At 51.2% G+C, this 22,120-nt stretch carries 14 protein-coding genes and 1 rRNA gene; 1 reads left to right on the top strand and 14 read right to left on the bottom strand.

Annotated elements, in window-relative coordinates; translation table 11 throughout:
* The 10 genes from AC1DF0_RS06915 to AC1DF0_RS06870 all read right to left on the bottom strand — a co-directional run.
* Window positions 1-193: ribosomal RNA gene (locus AC1DF0_RS06915) — 16S ribosomal RNA — on the bottom strand; the annotation flags it as partial.
* A gap of 547 nt (window positions 194-740) precedes the next feature.
* Window positions 741-2,756 carry an NAD-dependent DNA ligase LigA gene (gene ligA / locus AC1DF0_RS06910; protein WP_477573463.1) on the bottom strand — a complete coding sequence of 672 codons (2,016 nt, stop codon included), beginning with the start codon at window positions 2,754-2,756 and terminating at the stop codon, window positions 741-743.
* Between the two features lie 50 nt (window positions 2,757-2,806).
* The gene (gene pcrA / locus AC1DF0_RS06905; RefSeq protein ID WP_477573462.1) at window positions 2,807-5,146 is read right to left on the bottom strand and encodes a DNA helicase PcrA; all 2,340 of its coding nucleotides are present in this window, start codon (window positions 5,144-5,146) and stop codon (window positions 2,807-2,809) included.
* A 179-nt stretch (window positions 5,147-5,325) separates the two neighbouring features.
* A complete protein-coding gene (gene pcrB, locus AC1DF0_RS06900) occupies window positions 5,326-6,045 on the bottom strand; it encodes a heptaprenylglyceryl phosphate synthase (protein WP_442052844.1) in 720 nt (239 codons plus the stop codon).
* A 116-nt stretch (window positions 6,046-6,161) separates the two neighbouring features.
* Window positions 6,162-7,640, bottom strand: a complete 1,479-nt coding sequence (locus AC1DF0_RS06895; protein ID WP_477573461.1) for a hypothetical protein — start codon at window positions 7,638-7,640, stop codon at window positions 6,162-6,164.
* Window positions 7,637-7,885 carry a hypothetical protein gene (locus AC1DF0_RS06890; RefSeq protein WP_337103993.1) on the bottom strand — a complete coding sequence of 83 codons (249 nt, stop codon included), beginning with the start codon at window positions 7,883-7,885 and terminating at the stop codon, window positions 7,637-7,639. The genes AC1DF0_RS06895 and AC1DF0_RS06890 overlap by 4 nt, the downstream gene beginning before the upstream one ends.
* 43 nt (window positions 7,886-7,928) lie before the next feature.
* The gene (locus AC1DF0_RS06885; protein WP_442052846.1) at window positions 7,929-8,564 is read right to left on the bottom strand and encodes an RNA polymerase sigma factor; all 636 of its coding nucleotides are present in this window, start codon (window positions 8,562-8,564) and stop codon (window positions 7,929-7,931) included.
* Between the two features lie 114 nt (window positions 8,565-8,678).
* Window positions 8,679-11,201: a U32 family peptidase gene (locus AC1DF0_RS06880; RefSeq protein WP_477573460.1), complete on the bottom strand. Its 2,523-nt coding sequence runs from the start codon at window positions 11,199-11,201 to the stop codon at window positions 8,679-8,681.
* A gap of 325 nt (window positions 11,202-11,526) precedes the next feature.
* Entirely contained in the window at window positions 11,527-13,443 is a 1,917-nt protein-coding gene (locus AC1DF0_RS06875; RefSeq protein ID WP_442052848.1) for a stalk domain-containing protein, read from the bottom strand.
* A 60-nt stretch (window positions 13,444-13,503) separates the two neighbouring features.
* The gene (locus AC1DF0_RS06870; protein ID WP_442052849.1) at window positions 13,504-14,622 is read right to left on the bottom strand and encodes a S1C family serine protease; all 1,119 of its coding nucleotides are present in this window, start codon (window positions 14,620-14,622) and stop codon (window positions 13,504-13,506) included.
* 285 nt (window positions 14,623-14,907) lie between these two features.
* On the opposite strand from AC1DF0_RS06870, the gene AC1DF0_RS06865 reads away from it, so the two are divergent.
* The gene (locus AC1DF0_RS06865; RefSeq protein WP_337103998.1) at window positions 14,908-15,876 is read left to right on the top strand and encodes a sugar phosphate isomerase/epimerase family protein; all 969 of its coding nucleotides are present in this window, start codon (window positions 14,908-14,910) and stop codon (window positions 15,874-15,876) included.
* 153 nt (window positions 15,877-16,029) lie between these two features.
* On the opposite strand, the gene AC1DF0_RS06860 is transcribed toward AC1DF0_RS06865, so the two are convergent.
* From AC1DF0_RS06860 to uvrB, 4 genes are all read right to left on the bottom strand, one after another.
* The gene (locus AC1DF0_RS06860; RefSeq protein WP_337103999.1) at window positions 16,030-16,251 is read right to left on the bottom strand and encodes a hypothetical protein; all 222 of its coding nucleotides are present in this window, start codon (window positions 16,249-16,251) and stop codon (window positions 16,030-16,032) included.
* A gap of 312 nt (window positions 16,252-16,563) precedes the next feature.
* On the bottom strand, window positions 16,564-16,944 hold the full coding sequence (locus AC1DF0_RS06855) for a VOC family protein (protein WP_442052850.1): 381 nt from the start codon (window positions 16,942-16,944) through the stop codon (window positions 16,564-16,566).
* Window positions 16,945-16,948: 4 nt separating this feature from the next.
* Window positions 16,949-19,834, bottom strand: coding sequence for an excinuclease ABC subunit UvrA (uvrA, locus tag AC1DF0_RS06850; protein WP_442052851.1), 2,886 nt, complete (start codon window positions 19,832-19,834; stop codon window positions 16,949-16,951).
* Window positions 19,835-19,850: 16 nt separating this feature from the next.
* The gene (gene uvrB, locus AC1DF0_RS06845) at window positions 19,851-21,851 is read right to left on the bottom strand and encodes an excinuclease ABC subunit UvrB (RefSeq protein WP_442052852.1); all 2,001 of its coding nucleotides are present in this window, start codon (window positions 21,849-21,851) and stop codon (window positions 19,851-19,853) included.
* Window positions 21,852-22,120 lie beyond the last annotated feature (269 nt).

Raw genomic sequence — 22,120 nt, 5'->3', positions numbered from 1 at the left:
GTCATGCGACCAAATCGCGTATCCGGTATTAGCATTCGTTTCCGAATGTTATCCCAGTCTTATAGGCAGGTTACCTACGTGTTACTCACCCGTCCGCCGCTAAGTTATTCCCGAAGGAATAACTCCGCTCGACTTGCATGTATTAGGCACGCCGCCAGCGTTCGTCCTGAGCCAGGATCAAACTCTCCATAAAGGTAGTTCGACTTGCTCATTACTTAACTAGCTAGAAGTTTTCTTTTGGCTGAAGCCAAGAAGAAAATCTTCAAATTTTTGTTTGGATTTTGACGTGATCCATTTGTTCAGTTTTCAAAGAACTTGCTGTCACATTTTGTCGTGACAAGAATTCATGATATCAGCTTTCGTCCATCGTGTCAACAGCTTGTTTTACTTTTTTAAAAAGTGTTTCAATCCGTTTTCCGCAATGCCTCCGAAGCGACAAGAAATAATTTAACACATCCACAAACGAAATACAACTTGTAATTTTTTACATTCGTTGTTATTCGATATGGTATGTATCCGTCATGATCCGCACCCACTAACTGAAAGCCATTTTCATTATACTTATCATAATGGATAGTGCTTGCAGCAACTATGATCAGCTTGTCAGTTGGGAGTGTCCTTCATTGCATAACAAAAGTTGCTTTTCCCTCCGCAAACAAAAAGGGTGCAAGGCCTAGAAGCCGAAGGACTGGTTCACTACCAGTCTCTGCTAACGCTTCATAGCCATGCACCCTTCTTGCTTACTCTTCTCCCAACAATCGAAGAAGCTCCGCTTCATCATCAATAACGGTAATACCCAACTCGCGCGCTTTGGTCAGCTTGCTACCGGCGCTGTCGCCCGCTACGACGAAATCGGTTTTTTTCGATACGCTTCCCGAAATCTTAGCGCCGCAGGCTTCAAGCAACTTAGCCGCTTCGTCTCTCGACATCGTCGGGAGCGTTCCCGTCAGTACTACGGTCTTGCCGCTAAAGATACTGTCCTCGCGAACGACGACTGCCTGCTCGGCTTCCGCCTTCACGCCTAGCTCGCGCATGCGCGCAATGCTCGCTGCGATGACCGGATCCGCGAAGAAGCCGACAATGCTCTCCGCCACGATCCCTCCGATGTCGGGGAGGGTAACTAGCTCATCCGCGGTAGCCGCCATAATTGCATCGAGGCTGCCGTAGTGATCGGCGAGCATCTTGGTCGTTGCTTTGCCCGTATTCGGAATGCCGAGCGCGAATAAGAACGATGCCAGTTCCCGGGACTTCGACTTCTCGAACGCATCCAGCAGCTTGCGGGCTTTCTTCTCGCCGAAGCGGTCGAGCTTGATGAGATCGTCATATTGCAAAGCATACAAGTCCGCAGGATCGCGAACTTCGCAATCGGTGTAGAGTTGATCAGCCGTCATCACGCTGAACGTCTCGATGTCCATCGCGTCGCGCGATGCAAAATGCGTAATACGTCCGATAATCTGCGGCTGACAGCCCAGCTTGTTGTTGCAGAACAGATGCGCTCCGCGCTGCTCAAGCTCCGTACCGCAGGATGGGCAAACCGTCGGGAAGACGATCTCCGAGCCCGGCTCATCGTCGGCTTTGCCTAGGATTTCAGGAATGACATCATTGGAGCGACGAATGATAACCTGTGCGCCCAGCGCATGCTTCAAGTTCTTGCGTTCAATGTCGCCAATATTGTTAAGCGTACAGTTCTGAACCGTCACACCTGCCAGCTCAACCGCTTCTACTCGTGCTACCGGTGTTATTTTACCCGTGCGGCCTACCTCCCAGGAGACAGACTCCAGCACGGTCGTTGTTTCTTCCGCCTCGAACTTGAAGGCAACTGCCCAGCGCGGGAACTTGTCTGTGTAGCCAAGCGCCTCTCTTGTGCGCATGTCAACAAGCTTAACGACCGCCCCGTCGATCAGGAAGTCCAGCTTGTCACGCTGCTCCGTAATGCGGCCAAGCTCCTCCTGTACCTCTTCAATAGTCCCCATATAAGTCACATAAGGGTTCACTTTGAATTTGTTTTCACGCAGAAACTGCTGCATCTCTCGATGATTCTCGAATGACACGCCGTCCGTGTAGCCCACATTATAGAAGAATGCGTTAAGCTTCCTCTCCGCCGTAACCTTTGGATTCAAGTTGCGAAGCGCTCCTGCTGCCGCATTTCGGGCATTCTTAAGCGGTTCAACTGCCGTTTCGTTGTACTTAGCAAGTACAGACAGCTGCATAATGCCTTCACCCTGAACCTCAACAATGCCGTTCGTGAAAGGAATCGTCAGCGGAACAGAACGAATCGTTCGCACCTGCGCCAGAATACCTTCGCCGACTGTTCCGTTGCCGCGCGTCGATGCCTGCGTAAGCTGTCCGTCCTCATAAGTCAAATTAAGCGTCAAGCCGTCGAACTTCAGCTCGACAACGTAGCTTGGATCTGGGAGAGGCTCCGATTCTGGATTTTTGGCATTGTAATCGGTGATAGCCTTCACGACACGGGCATTCCATGCGAGCAAGTCCTCTACATTTTGCGCCTTGTCCAGACTCCACAATCTTGCGCGGTGACGATACGGCTCGAAGCCGGTGAGCAATTCTCCGCCAACGCGCTGCGTCGGCGATTCCGGCTGTACAACTCCCGTCGATGCTTCCAGCGCAACGAGCTCATCATACAATTTGTCGTAATCCGCATCGGCAATCGACGGTTCATCCAAGGTGTAATACTTGTAGTTGTGCTCCGTAATGATCGCGATGAGCTCCTGCATTCTTTCTAATTGAGCGCTCATACAGGCGGTCTCCTCTCCTAATTGGCAACTTCGAATCTATAAACTTTAGTCTACACCTTTGTAATCGGCGCGAAACCTGCCAGCAGGCGCTTAATACCGGTCGGTGCCGGAAAAGCGATCTGCAGTTCCATGTCATTGCCCGTACCCTTCACGGATACAATGACGCCTTCGCCCCACTTGCCGTGCGCGACGCGGTCGCCAGCGGCAAAGCTGCCTGAGGCGGCTGGGCTTCCGCCTGCCGCCGCTCCGCCTTTGGCCACCTTGGCGGCATCCAGCGGCGTGCTTACGCGCACGCCGCCAGCTCTGCCGCCTGCTGCGGCCGGCCCRCTCCCCGCCATGCCGGGGGAGCGGCCTCCTGCGCCGGGCGCGCCATAAGACGGCGCGCGCCCTGCGACAGGGCGGATCGCCGCGCGGGCGAAGCTGCCCGCGGCGGACGCGCTTTCCCTTACGCTGTCCGGGATTTCCTGCAGGAAGCGTGAGGGCATGTTCGATGCCGTGCGCCCGAACAGGGTGCGCATGCGAGCGCAGGTCAAGTACAGACGCTCTTCGGCGCGCGTAATGCCGACATAAGCGAGGCGGCGTTCCTCTTCCAGCTCCTCATTATCGGCAAGAGCACGGCTATGAGGGAATACGGATTCCTCCATGCCGATAATGAAGACGAACGGAAACTCTAACCCCTTCGCGCTATGCATCGTCATTAGCGTCACCGCATCGCTCAGCTTCTCCTTCTCTTCCTCGTCTTTGCCAAGCGAATCGATATCGGCGATAAGCGCAAGATCCGTCAAGAAAGCGATAAGCGTACGATCCTCGTTGCGCTTCTCGAAATCCATCGTCACCGAGAGAAACTCGTCGATATTCTCGAGGCGGGCTTTCGACTCCAGCGTATTCTCGCGCTGCAGCTCCATCCGGTATTGCGATAGCTCCAATATTTTCTCCGTGAGCTCAGTCACAGATAAATACTCAACCATACGCGTTAAGTTATCAATAATGCCATAAAATTCGTTCAGCAGCGTGCGCGTACGTCCGTTCACTTCGACATCGCCGAGATCGGCAAGCACTCGGAATACGGAAGTTCCGCGCCGCGCCGCTTCCTCTTCCAGCTTCGATACCGTCGTATCGCCAATGCCCCGCTTCGGCACATTAATAATCCGCACCAAGCTAATATCGTCGTCCGGGTTCGAAATCAGCCGCAAATACGCGAGTATATCCTTAATCTCTTTGCGATCGTAGAACTTCACTCCACCGACGATCTGATACGGGATATCCGACTTGATCAAAATTTCCTCTATGACCCGGGACTGGGCATTCGTTCGATACAAAATCGCATGATGAGAAAACTTCCGCCCTTTGTTCACGTTCTTGCGAATTTCGCCCGTAACGTAGTACCCCTCTTCATGCTCGGAGTCGGCCTGGTACAGCGAAATAAGATCCCCTGCTCCTTGATCCGTCCACAGCTTCTTCGGCTTACGGCCCGTATTCAGCTTAATGACCGCATTGGCCGCATCAAGAATGTTCGCTGTCGAGCGATAGTTTTGCTCCAGCATGATCGTGCGAGCTTCGGGATAATCGCCCTCGAAGTTCAAGATGTTCGTTATGTCCGCGCCCCTCCAGCGATAGATCGACTGGTCACTGTCGCCGACGACGCAAATATTATGATGCTTATCAGCCAGCATGCGGCACAGCATGTACTGGGCTCTGTTCGTATCCTGATATTCGTCGACATGAATGTAGCGGAACTTGTTCTGATAAAAATCAAGCACCTCTGGCTCATCCTTGAACAGCTGGATCGTCATCATAATGAGATCGTCAAAGTCGAGCGAGTTGTTGTTTCTAAGCCGCTTCTGGTATTTATCGAACACTTTGGCTACGATGTCATCGAAGAAATCGCCAACCTTTTCTCCAAAACGTTCCGGTGTAATGAGCTCATTCTTCGCGCCGCTGATCGCCGCTTGAACGGCCTTCGGTTCAAACTTCTTCGTATCTAAATTCATATCCTTCATGCAGCCGCGTATAACGGACAGCTGATCGGACGAATCCAGGATCGAGAAATTGGTCGTAAAGCCGATCCGATGAATATCTCTGCGCAGTATACGGACACACATGGAGTGGAACGTCGATACCCAAATGTCCCGTCCTGTCGGTCCAACGAGCGCGCTCACCCGATCCTGCATTTCGCGCGATGCTTTATTCGTAAATGTAATAGCGAGGATGCTCCACGGAGCTACCCGCTTCTTCTCGATTAAGTATGCTATACGATGCGTGAGGACGCGCGTCTTGCCGCTTCCCGCGCCGGCCATAATCAGCAGCGGTCCATCCGTCGCTTGAACGGCTTCCCGTTGCGGCGGATTAAGCTTCTGCACCGCTTGCTCGATGCCGATATGATTCAACATGCTTTTGCTCCTTTGTTCGCATTTGTTCGCCTATCCTCAGTGTAGACAACGACCTGCCGCGTGTCAATTTGAACCCTCAACTATTTTAGCAAAATAGTTCCATCGGTTGTACCCGCAAAAAAAGGCTGCTCCAGTGTCGTAAGCGACACGCAAGCAACCTCATCTGTTAGCTGTTCTATTTACTTTTCAACATTCGCTGCCAGGTCGACTTCCCGTACAGCCTCGACCGTAGACAAGGCCGCTGCCAGATCGCTGTACACGACATTTCCGACGACTATCGTATGAGCGGCAACCGCCGCCTCACGGGCTTTGTCCTCATTGTCGATGCCGCCTCCGTAGAACAATTGAGCGCCTTCGATAACCGATTTCGCCCGTTTCACTAGCCGCATATCGCCATACGTTCCGCTATACTCGAGATAGACGACCGGCAGGCGCATAAGTCGATCTGCCATCCTCACATGAGCAATGAGTCCATCCTCATCAAGCTCGGCATCCGCTCCGGTCAGCTTCGCCGCCGTTGCTTCCGCGTTCAATATAATATAGCCTTGAGCCGCCGTAGACTCCCAAGGCACGAAAGTGCCATACTCCTTCAATCCCTCGGTCTGCCGGCCATTAATCCATTCCGCCCGATCCGTGTTTAATACGATAGGCACGAAGTAACCGTCAAATCCGGGAACCGCGCCTTCCATCGTCGAAACCTCAAGCGCGCAATCGACTTCAAAACGGCGAATGCGCGACATGAGGTCCACCGTATTTTCGAATGTTACACCGCTTGATCCGCCAACAATGATCGCATCCGTTCCGGACATACAGATCGCTTCAAGCGCCTCGTCCGACAGCTCGCGTTCTGGATCAAGCTTAAATACATGCCTCCAACCGGAATACCAAGCACCGTTCATCAATAATTACGCCTCGCTTTATTGTAAAATCGCCCTATCCCTTAAACCCGTATGCTTCTATGCTAAGTCAGGGCGATTAACGTGTCAAACATTACTCTCGGCAAAGCGGCGCCTGCCTATTCCTTCTGCAGCCTTTCGCGAAAATCTGCCTGCAGCTGGCGATCGCTATCGCTCGGGTCGACGATTTTGTCCACATATCGGAGCGCTTCGTCCAAATCTCCTTCTCTATCATCAAAGCCGTAACCAATTAGCCGCGCGAGCGCGCGTAGAGCCGAATCTTTGTCCTCGTCTTGCTTATAAGCTTCGATCGCTTCCTCATACCGGTCCTCCATGACAAGCTTATCGCCCTCCAGCATTCCTTCCTCCGATACGGTGAAAAAAGGTGCGGCATAGGTAAGCATCGTGTAATAGCCGCTGGAGCTGGACAGCTTTCGGCCGTCAGCCGTATAAGCATCGACCGACCAAATAAAGTCGCCCCCAGGGTAAACGATGCCTAATATACTTGAATGCCATAGCCGGACAAACCCATTCGCATCGATCGATTTGCCATAGCTGTTAATACTGCCTCGCAGCTCTTCCATCCTATACTCGGCGAACGTTGTCCGGTGGCGATCATCAAGCAGCGGAGATGAGGTCGAGCCCGTGGCGTTGCCTTGTTTATCCCGTGCAATTGTGGTTATAGAAATCTGATAATAATCAGCGCCAGGATAAGCCTCCCATTCAAACCTTAATCTATCTCCGTCAATACGTTCTTTATTTACAGGCGAGACAACCTTAAGTTGCGGAACAAATGCGATATCGTACCGTGGCGCAGCTTGTGCGTCGTCCGCAATCGTTGCATAACTTTGCTCAGACTGAGTCAAATAATAACCATCTACCTGCTCGGGTGTCATGCCAACGCCCAACTCATAGTCGTCAGGCGCTATATCGTAAAAGCGATATTGCCCCCGTTCATCTGTAATAGCCGTCGGGTATTGGCCGTTCACCGACGTACTCCAACCGTTATCGCTCTTCCTATGCAAAATGACGTACACGTCTGGTGCCGGCTCGCCACCAAGCGTTACGGTCCCGCTAATAGACAGCTTCTGATGGTTGTCAGGATCCGAATGGCGCGATTCAAGCGTCTTTAAAAACGATTGCAGCTCGTTTACGTCATAAAAAGCATTTGACCCTTGCGATAGTTGCCGGAATAACGCTTCAGCCTTATCCCATTGGCCGTCCCACATATAGAGCCTGGCTAAATTGAATTTAATGCCGTTTATATATTTCGAAGTTGAATATTTATGCAGCAATTGCTCTAAACGAGCGGCGGCATCCGCTCTCGCTTCCTGCATCGTTCCGCGGCCGCTTGATGATGTGAAGGAAGGAAAAATATAAAGTCGTTCGCCTTCTCCAAAGTCATTCATTTGCAGTGCTTCGCCGGAAGCATAATATAACGACATACCCGCTTTGTCATCATTAGGAAACAGTTTTAAAACAGCTTCGTATTTGCCGGCATTAAACAACAAGGACGGAAGCCCGTTATAAGCGATAACCAGCGCAAGTATCATAGAAGCGAGTATCAGCATAAGCGTTTTTATTTTGATGCGAATCATTGCGCTCCCCCCCAGCCCTCGCGCAGCTCCGATTCATAATACGCGCCGCCCGACATGACGATCAGCCGATCCTCGCGATCTTGACCGATTTGTTCCTCTGCCGCTTTGTGCATTTCCGGTTCTGCCGTCAGCTTCATCCAGCCAAAGATCGGCAATCCGACTAACAGGAGCACAACAAGCGCTGCCGCTTGCCAAGGAATACGCAGCTCGCGGTTCCAGAATGAAATCGGCTCTTTCTTTTCCATAACGGCTTGCATCATGTTTTCATTAAACTGAAAATCCTTTAGTTCACTTTCCAGTTTGTCTCGCCATAACCTCGATTGTTCCCGCTTCCCGTTCATCGGACCAGCCTCCCTCCTCCAGTTTCATCCTTAAAAGCCTGCGGCCTCGAAGCAGTTTGCTTTTCACTGTGCCCTCCGGCTCTTTCAGCACTTCCGACAGCTGCTTAATGGATAATTCCTGATAATAGTACAAAACGATGGCTTCGCGGTAATGCAGCGGCAAGCTGGCAATCGCAGCTCGCAGCGACAGCTTCTCTGCCCATTTCTCCGAACCGGGTACGGTATCCATCATCATGCCTGTGCTTGAGGCCGGCCACTCAGGCACATCCTCGATCTCCGAATCGCTGCCGCCCCATGACCGCACGAAAAGTCTGCTCCATGATGCAAGGCGCATTTTGCCGCGGCAACGATTTATTGTAATTTGCAGCAGCCAGCCGCGAAGGCTTCCTTCGCCCCGAAACTGACTGATCTTCTGATAGGCGGCCAAAAAAACGTCCTGGCTGACATCCTCAGCCAAATGCCGATCCTTAAGCAGCAATGCGGCAGTCCGCAAGATGTCGTTGCCGTATTGCTCCATCAACCACCGCAGCGCAGTTTCATCTCCGCTTTGGAGCCGCTCGATCGCCTGTCGCTCCGCGCTCATCTCTTCACCTGCCCTCTTACCTATAAAGATGCATGAAGTCCATCAATCGGTTGCATCATAGACCATACAAAAATACCGCCTTCCCATTGCGGAGAAGACGGTAAGCATTTGACTTTATTTATTTACAAGCTGGCCGCGCGTGACGCCGAGCTGATTCGTTGCCTTCAAGCTGCGCCATACTTGCGTGCCGCTAATCTTGCCATCCAGCGCGTCGCGGTACAGCGACAGCACTTCCAGCACCTTATCCGGCGTCTCTTCTAGAAACTCGACGCGGAAGTTCGATACGCCAAGTCCTACGAAGTTGCGGATATACTCCGCTCCCGACTGCTCGACGGCGTTGTAAACCGTATTGCGGCAACCCTCATCGACGCGGACGGGATGCGACATGCCGATCCGATCCTGCAGCGACGCGCGCTGTTCCTCGCATGGACGTCCGCAGTTCGTAAAGTTCGTTCCTTCGCTCATGAAGGTGCAATAAACGCAATGCTCCGTATGGAACATCGGCAAATGCTGGTGAATAACGACTTCCAGCAGCGACGTATCCGAATGATCCAGCAAATCAACCATCTGTTGGATATTGAGATCATACGAAGGCGTAATGAGATCAAGTCCCGCTTCCGCAAACAGGTTCACTGCTTTGTGATTCGCCACGTTAAGCGAGAAGTCGCCGATGAGCTTCGGAAACGGCTTGTCTGGATTAGCCGCGCGAGCGCGCAAATAATAATAAAGCGCACCGGTGTTGCGGACGAGTACAGCATCAGGCTTCAATCGCAGGATGTTCGCGTGGTAGCCGTTCTCGCCTGGCATATGAATACGCGGCGTAGCAAGCGCAATCGGCTTGCCTGCGGCACGGGCCGCGGCAACGGCTGCCGGGAATTGCTTAATAAATTCGAAGTCGGCGTAGATGTAGGACACATCCGTCTTAACCGCCGCTTCAACCTGCTCGAGGCTGCGGCATAATGCAGTCAACTGAGCTTCCTTGCCGCTGCGCGGAGCAAGCGCATCCTTGCCGTTAAAGGCATCGTCGTTCACTTTCACTTCGCGCTTCACATATACAGGCGGCTTCGGACGCTCACCTGCAAGCTGATCGACCGCTTCACGGCGCATGCGGTTCAGTTCGCGAACGGGAACGATCAAATCGCCGTTAAGCGCAACTTCAAGCTTATCGAGCTGATATACCGTTCCGCCGAGTCGGCCTAGTTGGTCTTCCAGCAGCGCGGCGTCCATCGGACGCTTCATTGCTTGTTCAAGCATAAGCTCGGAGACAACCTCCACGGTCGTTCCTTTCTGAACATCGGTCCACCATGTACGAAGCGGCTCGCCCGCTGTTCCCGTTACTCTTACATGCAGCGGAAATACACGATACGGCTTATCCGTCTCGAACGTTGCGCGAAGACGCTTGTCGAGCGCAGGATCGCTCGTCTTCCATACGCGGTCGCCAACATGCACCTTGCGCAGGTCTACGTCGTTGCGTCCGGAAACAAGCTCGATCAGCGTGCCTTCCTGCGCTTCGCCCTCAATCTTGACGCCTTGACGGCGAATATCGTAGACGCGGCCCCCCTCTTCCTTCTTCGTCGGGTCGCCTGCGTCGAACACGATGCCGTCGCCGCGCTTCACCGGCGCGTCAAGGCGCAGCGTTACGGCATCGCGCATGATGCGCTCCACCCGGCCGAGGTAGACTCCGCGGCTCTTAGGGAACGTGCCTTCAACCAACTGCTTGTTGTTCGTTCCATCAAGGAAACCATGCGTGAAGCCGCGCGAGAAGCTTTGCTGCAGCTCACGCACTTCTTCCTTCGACGGCTTCGATAGATCGCCGTCGAAATATTTATCGATCGCCTTCCGATACTTGCTCACGACATTGGCGACATATTCCGGACTCTTCAATCGTCCTTCAATCTTAAACGAAGTGACGCCGGCTTGAATCAGCTCCGGAATAATATCGATCGCCGCCAAATCCTTCGGCGACAACAAATACGCGATATCGCCCATCGGCTGAATCTCGCCGTCGACCATCAGATCGTACGGCAGTCTGCACGCTTGCGCGCATTCGCCGCGGTTGGCGGATCGTCCGCCCCACATTTCGGAGGTCAGACACTGTCCAGAGTAAGAGACACATAAAGCGCCGTGTACGAACACTTCCATCGGAAGCTTCGCCTGATCGCCAATCGTCTGAATTTGCTTCAAGTTGTTCTCGCGGCCAAGCACGACTCGTTCAATGTTGAACGGCTTCGTGAACTCCACCGCTTCCGGCGACGTAATCGTCATTTGCGTAGATCCGTGAATCGGGAAATCCGGAGACAGCTCGCGTATAAACTTAACGAGTCCAAGGTCTTGCACGATAACGGCATCAACGCCAGCATCAATACACATCTCAATCAGCTTCTGAGCATCCCGCAGCTCGTCCTCGAAGACGAGAATGTTGAACGTCAAGAAGCCTTTCACGCCGTACGTATGCAGGAAAGCCATAATTTCCGGAAGCTCTTCGCTGCGGAAATTGTTCGCTCTTGCACGCGCATTAAACTTCTCTACGCCAAAAAATATAGCATCCGCGCCGTTCGCTACAGCTGCGCGCATACATTCCCAATCGCCGGCCGGGGCCAGCAGCTCTATATCCGATCGTACTATTGTATCTATCATATTAACGTTCAATCCCTCGCATTCTTTGAAACTGCTGCTATTATCTTATCAAACCGACCGCAAGTAATCCACCGTACATATATGGCATTGCCAAGATCGGCCGCATATTATAAAAAGTTCACGAATGAATTCGTGAACTTCGGTTAACAGATCCAGCTGCTTCGATACCGCCACCGCATCGCTCTGCAAGAATAAATCATAATCAAACGTCAATACCTTGTCGTTTTTCACAGCTTCAAGCTTCGACCAAATTCACCTGATTCGCAGATGATAAAAAATAGATCGGTTTCCGTTTCCGGGAACCGATCTTATCGATGCTGCTAATTTAGTTGAAACGAATCGACTGCACCGTTTCTTCCATCCGCTTCAAATTGGATTCTGTCGCGTTAGCATCGTTAATGGAGAAGACGAATAGCACCACTCCGCCAACTGTATCGAAGACATAGGCATACTCCGTTCTGCCAAGCTCCAAAATGTCTACTTTGGTATGAAGCGCGATCTTATAGGCAGATTTGCCGTTGATCGTTACGTTTGTGCTTTCCAAAACTTTCGCTTCCGCTTTGATTCCGTCTGCGGAATTCGCATATTGCTGAACCGCTTGCGGGTAATCGCTGGCTTGGATATCATCCAGATACAAAATATTCATGAATCCGCCTTGATAGTTGTACATTACTTCTTCAGCGTTGAAATCCTTCGAGTAGCCATACCAGAACGTTGGAAGCTCAATGGAATAGCCATATGCAGAGCTGCGTTTGGTTACCCTTCCGTCGCGATTATCAGCCGAAGTGGATGTGTCTTGCTTGTAACCGAAATTGTTGTCGATGAAACCCGTATCAATATCGATACTGCCAATGATTTGATTGAACGACAGGGAGCTACTTAGGGCCGTGCTTGCTTCATAGCCATAAGTGATCACATATTTGTAGCTGCCGGATACGAACATTACTTCTTTATAAGCGTACCAATCCTTTTGGTTAAACGTTAATTCATAGCTAAACACGATTGCGTTGCCATCTTGAAGCTTGATAGGCGCGGACGACACATTGCGAAGATAACCGTTCACAAAGTCGGCCTTCAACGTGCTTTCGTTGCGCGCTGCCCATTTCTCAAGCGTGTCTCCCTCTTCCAGAGAAGTGAATGAGAACTCCAGATCGTCGTCCTTGCTGAAGTAGTAAGGCTCATCGCTTTCGTTATCCTTGTACCAGCTTGCAGGCAGTTTAACGGCGAAGCCGTAGTCCTCATCCGCATAGCTAATGAAGCCGTCCTTCACTTTCGTAATATCCTTTAACGCTTTATCGTTTTTCTCAAATGACGGCTGGAAGCTGTCAAGCAATGCTTGATAACCATTCAGAGCCGATTTGTCCGTTGCTTTCACACCGACGATAATAATATAGAACTTCTCGCCTTGCTGGATGCCGCGATACTCATAGAACATTTTGCTGTCCTTCGTGCGGGCTACGATTTTCTCGAAGCTGTAGTTGCCGACCTTAACGGTTCTTTCGTCCAGCGAGTACTCATCCGTATCGAAATAAAGAAAGAGCTCCTCGCGCTGCTCGCTGGATGACAATTCATTTTCCATAGGTTCTGTCAAAATAATAACCTGAGCGTCTTCCTTCGCATCCGCCCATCTAACATAATCTCCGCTGTCGCTCTGTTCGACTTGCACGAGCGCTGCCGGATAATTAAGCGACCAGCCTTGGTAGCTGTCGCCGACCTTCGTCTTGCCGTAATCGGAATCAATGGTCGTGCTTCCGCCGCCCGTGGATTGTGCGCGTACGCCCTTGATCGTCACTTCGCTCGTCTTCTTGTCGATGCTGATCTTCGCGCCAAAAGCTTCGACGATTACGCGAAGCGGCACCATCGTCGAGCCTTTAATAACGACAGGGGCCACGGCGACGGTTTTCGAAACGCCGTTCACCTTCACCGTCTTGCTTCCGAACGTAAGCTCAACCTTGCGATCGTTGTAAGTCAGAGTAATGCCATTGCCGTTCTCCAGCTTAAGCGCTGCGCCAAAGGCGTTTGTAATAATTTTTAGCGGCACCATTGTCGTACCGCTTGCCACATAAGGAGCCTGTACAACGGTTGCTTTACCGTTAATGCTTACGGTTTCTTTGCCCGGCGTCAGCTTTACTTCTACGCTGCTTGCCGTATCCGCTGCAAAAGCCGCTGCAGGAAGCAGCGCGATTACGAGCAGCACGGCCATTAGCAAGGCGACCATTTTTTTCGTCAAGGAATGATTCATTGTTATTATTGCTCCTTCTAAACGTGAATTTGTACGACGGAAAAAAGCAGATGAGGCTGTTTAGCCTTTTACAAGCGTGATCTTCTTCGTCACCAGATCGCCGTCTTCTTGCAGCATGACTTCAACCTGCTGCCCCGGCAAATACGACTTCAATAGCTCGTTGATCTCTACAATAGTAGATACTTGCTTGCCTGCTACCTTATAAAGCAATTGTCCGCTCTGAATGCCCGCTTTTTTCGCCGAATCCGAATCAACCGTCTTGACTGTAAGCGGATCGGAGCTCGGGATGCCGATAATCGCCGACCAGCTTTCCTCCAGTTGCAGACCCAGTGAAGCGCGATTGACGTAACCGTATTTGAAGAAATGATTCGTTACATAAGTAACGGTATCCGCGGGAATGGAGAAACCAAGGCTCTCGATACCTAATTCCACAAACTTCAGCGAATTGATGCCGATAATTTCGCCCTTCATGTTAACGAGCGGTCCGCCGCTGTTTCCGGGATTAATCGCTGCGTCCGTCTGCAGCAAATTGTACGCCGACGATATGCTCCGATTCATGCCGCTAAGAATGCCGCTTGTCGCTGTGTTGCGCAGGGAGAAATCGACAGGCGTTCCGATCGCAATTACCGGCTCGCCAATCGTTACTTTCAGAGGCGAAGGCGAAAGCTTGGCAATCGGAAGCTTCGTTGCTTTGATCTTCACAAGCGCCAGATCGCTTGCTTCGTCATAGTGCGTACGCACCGCATCGAATTGCTTTCCGTCTGCCGTTACAACGACGAGATTAGTCATATCGTCCACGACATGCGCGTTCGTTACGATCCAGCCGTCGGCACGGATTATAACGCCCGTTCCATGTGCCAACGCATAACGGGGATCCGCGTTTCCAATATCATTCGGTTTGCCGATAATGGCGACAACCGAAGGGGATACTTTCTTGATGACCGATGATACGTCAGCCGCGGGCGTGTAGGAATAAACACCTGTCTTGGCATCGTAATTTCCCGTACCGCCGAGTTGACTCGTCAACGAGCTTGCCTTGACATATATTTCTCCGTTAATCGTTTTGGCGTTCAACGCAATCGACGATGAAGCGCCGTTTCCCGTTGCCCATACTGTTCCTGCTGCGGCTAGCGCCCCAAGTACAATCAGGCTGCAAATACGCAGCATTCTGCGATTCATACTTTCACCCCTCTGCTTCCTGCATTCAATTATGAAACTAGCAATCTCTAAATCTATTACCGCTTGGGAAAATAAGTAATCAAATTTAAATGTACCATGTTTACTATAATCTTACAATAAAAAAACAAGACTATCGACCTAGTTGTTATTACTCCTCTCCTTTGCTTAGTTGTTATGCGATTTTGTCAAATACACCTTGACATATGTGTTGTCCGCTTAGAAGTGATATAATGAATGAGACTTAGAATACAATCCATTCGATGGATTCAGGAGGTTATTTTCCAAATGAAATTAGGTGTATTCAGCGTACTGTTTGCACAGAAGTCGTTTGAAGAGGCGCTCGACTATATCGCTTCCAAAGGACTTCAAGCGATCGAAATCGGAACCGGCGGCTACCCAGGCAACGCGCATTGCGATCTTGACGGCCTACTGGCTGACAGCGGCAAATTGAAAGCGTATAAACAAGCGGTAGAATCGCGCGGACTGATGATCAGCGCACTAAGCTGCCACGCGAATCCGCTTCACCCGCAAAAGGCGATTTCGACTGAGCATGATGAAGTGATCCGCAAAACGATTGAGCTTGCCAACCGTCTTGAAGTATCTGTCGTTAATACGTTCTCCGGCTGCCCTGGCGACCATGAGGATGCTAAATATCCGAACTGGCCGGTAGCTCCTTGGCCGAACGATTATCAAGATATTCTTAAATGGCAATGGGAAGCGAAAGTTATTCCATACTGGTCGGAGATCGGCAAGCTGGCAACAGATGCCGGTATCAAAATCGGTCTTGAGCTGCACGGCGGCTTCTCCGTACATAGCCCGTCCACACTGCTTCGTCTTCGTGAAGCGGCAGGCAACGCGATTGGAGCTAACCTTGACCCGAGCCATATGTGGTGGCAAGGTATTGATCCGGTTCAAGCCGTTCATATTCTTGGACGCGCCGGCGCCATTCACCACTTCCATGCGAAGGATACGACGATCGATCCGATTAACGTCAATCACCACGGCGTAACGGACATGCAATCTTACTCCCTCATGCTTGATCGCGCATGGCAGTTCCGTACGGTCGGCTTCGGTCATGATCTGAAAACATGGGCTGATATTATTAGCGCCCTCCGCCTTGTTGGCTACGACTATGTCGTAAGCATCGAGCACGAGGACGGTTTGATGTCGGTTGACGAAGGTTTCACGAAAGCTGTCCAAAATCTGCAGCAAGTACTGATCCGCGAGCCGCTTGGCGAGATGTGGTGGGTTTAATCCGTTAGACGCTTTAAAATAGAAGAGGCGCACAGGATCATATGGGTCCTTGTGCGCCTCTTTTTGTTTTTTATTGCAGATAAAAAAAAGAGGTTGTCCGGTAAGCGTTAACGCTTATCGAGCAACCACGATCTCACATGTGCTGATGGCCTGTTAGGCGAACCAGACTTTCACAATCATTATGTAGTCGATTACCAGGAATAAGGCAAGCGACACAAAGGTAAAGCCGATTGCAAAATAGTTTTTCTTCGGGCGTGTATTCAGCAAGCGAATAAACCCGATGAGGATAATAACGGTGAATGCAAGCATGAACCAGTCGAACGTATTAATTTTGCTGGCTTCTTTTGCCGCTTCTTCTGCTGCCAAGAAAAACATGAGGGGACCTCCTTTTATTCGCACGTAGCCTAATATTACTCTATGTTAGCTTCAAGTGGCCGTTGATGCAAGCCTGAAACGCGATTCGTAACAAGTTTGTCACGATTTTTCTATGATCCCTGCACATATAAAATGTCCATCTCTGCCATTATCTATAACCTACTGCATACAGAAATTGTGCTCATCCTTAAATAAGAAACAAAACCGCTTCGCCAAAGCGCAAGCTCTGAAGCACGAAACGGTTCTGTTTTTGTTTATTTACAACCTGAATGTTTAACAGCATCAGGCAATGTCGACCACTCTAACGAGAGGCTATTCATTCTGCCATACTATCAAATGGTTCCCATCAGGATCAAGCAACTTAAAGCTCTTACCGGAACGCCCATGATCAACTATTGCACCGACACGAATACCGCTTTGCTCGAAGTATTCATGAAGTTCTTGCACATCTTCACACAAGAAGTTCATCATCGGAATGACGGTTCCATCCTGCTTCAGCTGGAAGCACTCATCGACGCCAATAAGGGTAATGTCAGGTCCGCCTGTCAGCTTCAACTGAGCGAGCCCATCCGTGACTATATCTCCATACTCGCAGCCCATGTACTTTACATACCAGCTAGCCGCACGCTTTACATCTTTGACAGGGATGCAGCAATTCACTTCTGGGTTGGCTTTGGAACGTTGCGCACCCATAAAATCACTCTGCTGCAGCGCCGACGGCATTCTCTAGCCGCTTATGAAGAGCGATCGTACGCTCGCGGTCACGTTCCATGATCGGCTTCAAGTATTTACCGGTATACGACTGTTCGACTTTGACGACCTGCTCCGGCGTGCCTGTCGCTACGATCGTACCGCCGCCATTGCCGCCTTCTGGGCCGAGATCAATCAAATAGTCGGCTGTCTTGATAACGTCAAGATTGTGTTCGATAACGAGTACCGATTCACCGGAATCAACGAGTCTGTGAAGGACGGTCAACAGTCTATCGATATCATCCACATGAAGACCCGTTGTCGGCTCATCAAGAATATAGAGCGTCTTGCCCGTGCTCCGGCGATACAACTCGGCAGCGAGCTTCACACGCTGCGCTTCGCCGCCCGACAGCGTTGTCGCCGGCTGGCCAAGCTTCATATATCCGAGGCCTACATCGAGAAGCGTCTGTACTTTGCGGTGAATCCGCGGAATGTTCTCGAAGAAGATGCAGCCGTCTTCGATGGTCATCTCCAGCACTTCAGCAATGTTCTTGCCCTTGTACTTCACTTCAAGCGTTTCGCGGTTGTAACGCTTGCCTTTGCAAATCTCGCACGGGACATACACGTCCGGCAGGAAGTGCATCTCGATCTTGATGATGCCGTCGCCTCTGCAAGCCTCACATCTGCCGCCCTTCACGTTGAAGCTGAAGCGGCCTTTCTTATAGCCGCGCACCTTAGCCTCGTTGGTGCTTGCGTACAAATCGCGAATATCATCAAAAACGCCTGTATACGTAGCCGGATTGGAGCGTGGCGTACGCCCGATTGGAGATTGGTCAATATCGATGACCTTCTCCAAATGCTCCAGCCCGCGCATTTCCTTGTATTGTCCGGGGCGAACCTTCGCTTTGTTCAAGTCGCGCGCAAGCGTCTTATACAAGATTTCATTGACGAAGGTCGACTTGCCTGATCCCGAAACACCCGTTACAGCGGAGAATACGCCTAGCGGAATCTTCACATTCACATTGCGGAGGTTGTTCTCCTTCGCACCGCGAACCTCAAGCCACTTATCGTTCGTTGGACGACGCTCTCCCGGCACTTGTATGAACTTGCGTCCGCTCAAGTATTGACCCGTAAGCGAGTTCTCGTCTTCCATGACTTCCTGCGGCGTGCCTTGTGCAATTACGTTACCGCCATGAATGCCGGCGCCCGGTCCAATATCGATGATATAGTCCGCAGCCAGCATTGTATCCTCGTCATGCTCGACGACGATCAATGTATTACCTAAATTGCGCATATGCTCAAGCGTCTGAATTAAGCGGTCGTTATCGCGCTGATGCAAGCCGATACTCGGCTCGTCCAATATATAGAGGACGCCCATAAGGCTTGAACCGATCTGCGTGGCAAGCCTAATTCGCTGCGCCTCGCCGCCCGACAGCGTGCCTGCTGCACGGCTAAGCGACAAATATTCGAGTCCTACGTTAACCAGGAAGCCCAGTCTGCTGTTAATTTCCTTCAAGATCAGATTGGCAATCGTCATTTCCTTCTCTGACAGCGATAGGCCGTCGAAATAACGATTCGCTTCGCCAATCGAGAGGGAGGTTACATACGCAATGTTCTGCGAACCGACCGTAACGGCTAAGCTTTCCTTGCGCAGACGTTGACCCTTGCAGCTTCCGCAAGGCTTAGCGCTCATATAACCTTCGATATGTTCTCTCATCATATCCGACGCCGTGTCGCGATACCGCCGTTCAAGATTGTTGACGATGCCCTCGAATGGTACATAAGCTTCCTTCCGATGGCCGAAGTCGTTCTCGTATAAGAAGCGAACCTTCTCGCCGCCCGTTCCGTACAACAGCTTCTTCAGTTGCTCCGGCGTCAGCTCTTCGACAGGTACATCCTGCGGAATATGGTAATGCTCGCAAACCGCGCTCAGGAATTGCGGATAGTAGTTCGACGTGCTTCCTGCCCAAGCAAGGAATGCTCCTTCTCGAATCGACTTGGTGCCATCCGGCGTTAGCAGGTCGGGATCCACAATCATCTTCGCTCCGAGACCGTCGCATTCCGGACATGCGCCGAAGGGACTGTTGAACGAGAACATGCGCGGAGCAAGCTCCTCTATGCTGAATCCGCATTCCGGACATGCCAGATTCGAGCTGAACAAGAGCTCCTCCTGGTCGATAATATCGACCAGGACGCGTCCCTCAGACAGCTTCAAAGCTGTTTCCAACGAATCCGCCAATCGGCTGTGTACGTCCGACTTAACGACGATACGGTCGACCACGACTTCTATGCTATGCTTCTTGTTCTTCTCGAGCTCAATTTTCTCGCTAAGCTCACGGAGCTCGCCATTAACACGCACACGCACGAAGCCTTGCTTCTGAATGTCAGCAAGCAGCTTCGTATGCTCGCCCTTGCGTCCCGAAATAATCGGAGCAAGAATCTGAAGCTTCGTTCTCTCGGGATATTCCATGATTCTGTCGACCATCTGCTCGACGGTCTGGGAGGCAATTTCTATGCCATGCTCCGGGCAGTGAGGCTTGCCGATCCGCGCGAACAACAGACGCAAATAATCGTATATTTCGGTAACCGTACCGACGGTCGAGCGCGGATTGCGGCTCGTCGTCTTCTGGTCAATCGATATCGCCGGCGACAGTCCCTCTATGGAATCAACGTCCGGCTTCTCCATTTGGCCGAGAAACTGGCGCGCATAGGCGGACAAAGACTCTACATAACGACGTTGCCCTTCGGCATAAATCGTATCGAACGCCAAGGATGATTTACCCGAGCCGCTAAGCCCGGTTAGAACAACAAATTTATCGCGCGGGATCGTGACGTCAATTCCTTTGAGATTATGGGCACGAGCTCCCTTAATTACTATTTTGTCGCTTGCCAATCGTTTCTCCCCCTACTTATTCCAATTCTGCCCGAAGCTCTAGAAGCGCATCGCGAAGCTCGGCTGCACGCTCAAACTGCAAGCTCTTCGCAGCTTCCTTCATCTCTGCCTCCAGCTTCTGCAGCAACGCCTGGCGTTCCTTCTTCGTCAGCTTCTCCGCGCCAACGCCGGTCAAGTAATCAGCCTTCTGTTCGGCGACCTTTGTCGCTTCGATTACGTCGTGCACCTTCTTGCGTATCGTCTGCGGCGTAACGCCATGCTTTTCATTGAATGCCAGCTGGATCTCACGGCGGCGTTCCGTTTCCTTAATCGCACGGTCCATCGAATCCGTTATTTTGTCGGCAAACATAATGACGCGTCCCTCGCTATTCCTTGCCGCACGTCCTATCGTCTGAATAAGTGCACGGTCGGAACGCAAGAAACCTTCCTTGTCGGCATCGAGGATTGTGACAAGCGACACCTCCGGAAGATCAAGACCTTCCCGAAGCAAGTTAATTCCTACAAGCACATGGAATACACCAAGCCGCAAGTCACGCAATATAGCCAACCGCTCTAATGTCTTTATATCCGAATGGAGATAACGGACCTTGATTCCGACCTCTTTCAAGTAATCGGTCAGATCCTCCGACATCTTCTTCGTCAATGTCGTCACAAGAACGCGTTCGTCTTTGGCAATTCGGTCTCTGATCTCCGTTAACAGAACGTCTATCTGGCCTTTCGTTGGGCGAATATCGATAATGGGATCGACAAGCCCGGTCGGACGAATGATCTGCTCCGTCATCGTCTCGCAATGCTCAAGCTCATATGGTCCCGGTGTCGCAGATACATAGATAAGCTGCTTCGTCTTCTGCTCGAACTCCTCGAAGCGCAGCGGCCGGTTATCCATCGCCGACGGCAGACGGAAGCCGTGATTGACGAGCATTTCTTTCCTCGCTTTATCCCCGTTGAACATAGCTCGAATCTGAGGCAACGATACATGCGACTCGTCAATGACGACGAGCATATCGTCCGGGAAGAAGTCGAGCAGCGTGTAAGGCGTTGACCCGCGTTCCCTGAACGTTAGCGGACCGGAATAGTTCTCGATGCCGGAGCAGAAGCCCATTTCCGCCATCATCTCAAGGTCATAGCGCGTTCGCTGCTCCAGCCTTTGCGCCTCCAGCAACTTGCCTGCCTCCCGCAACTCAGCAAGCCGTTCCTCCAGCTCACGTTCAATATTAACAATCGCCAGCTTCATTGTCTCTTCATGGGTAACAAAGTGAGAGGCCGGGAAGATCGAGATATGCTCACGCTCGCCTACAATCTCTCCCGTGAGGACGTCAATCTCCGAGATACGTTCAATCTCGTCGCCGAACAGCTCTACTCGAATGGCCCTCTCATTATTGGCAACAGGGAATATTTCAACGATATCGCCTCTCACACGGAACGTTCCGCGCGTAAAGCTAATATCGTTCCGCTGGTATTGAATATCGACCAGTTTATGAAGAATCGCATCACGCGGCTTCTCCATTCCCACCCGGAGGGACAGCACGAGACTGCCGTACTCCGAGGGAGAACCGAGACCGTATATGCACGATACGCTCGCTACTATAATGACGTCCCGGCGTTCGAACAAGGCGCTCGTAGCCGAGTGGCGCAGCTTATCGATCTCGTCGTTGATGCTCGAATCCTTCTCAATAAACGTATCCGTTGAAGGTATATAGGCCTCCGGCTGATAGTAATCGTAATAACTTACGAAATATTCGACCGCATTATCGGGAAAAAACTGCTTAAATTCGCTGCACAATTGCGCAGCCAACGTCTTGTTATGGGCTATAACGAGCGTCGGCCTGTTGAGCTGCGCGATCGTATTGGCAATCGTATACGTCTTTCCCGTTCCCGTTGCGCCAAGCAATGTCTGGTGCCGCTTGCCTACTTCAATCCCTTCGAGCAGTTCCGCGATCGCCTTCGGCTGATCGCCCTGCGGCGTATAATCCGATTTCAACTCGAAAAGCTTCGTATTCTTCGCGATCTCATTCACGCCTTATCTCCACCTCCGGCAGTCCATTTCTATATTTATCAGTATAGTCAATTGTATCCGTTTCAAGCGTAAACGACCGACACCTTGCATGAGGGCATCAAACAATCGTTTCGCATCCGCATGAGAATATGTGTTCTTATTTATTATAGCTTCTAATGCCCTCCGTTGCAATGACAGGGCAGGCTGTTCAGACTTTATTTGGCAAATAACGTTCGATCAGCAAATCTAATATCCTATTGACTTCTGCCGATATAGTATGAGAGACTCAT

Source organism: Paenibacillus sp. 05T425, from assembly GCF_056396205.1.
Note: the sequence above shows the minus strand (reverse complement) of the source record. Positions and strands in the feature narration are given on the sequence as shown.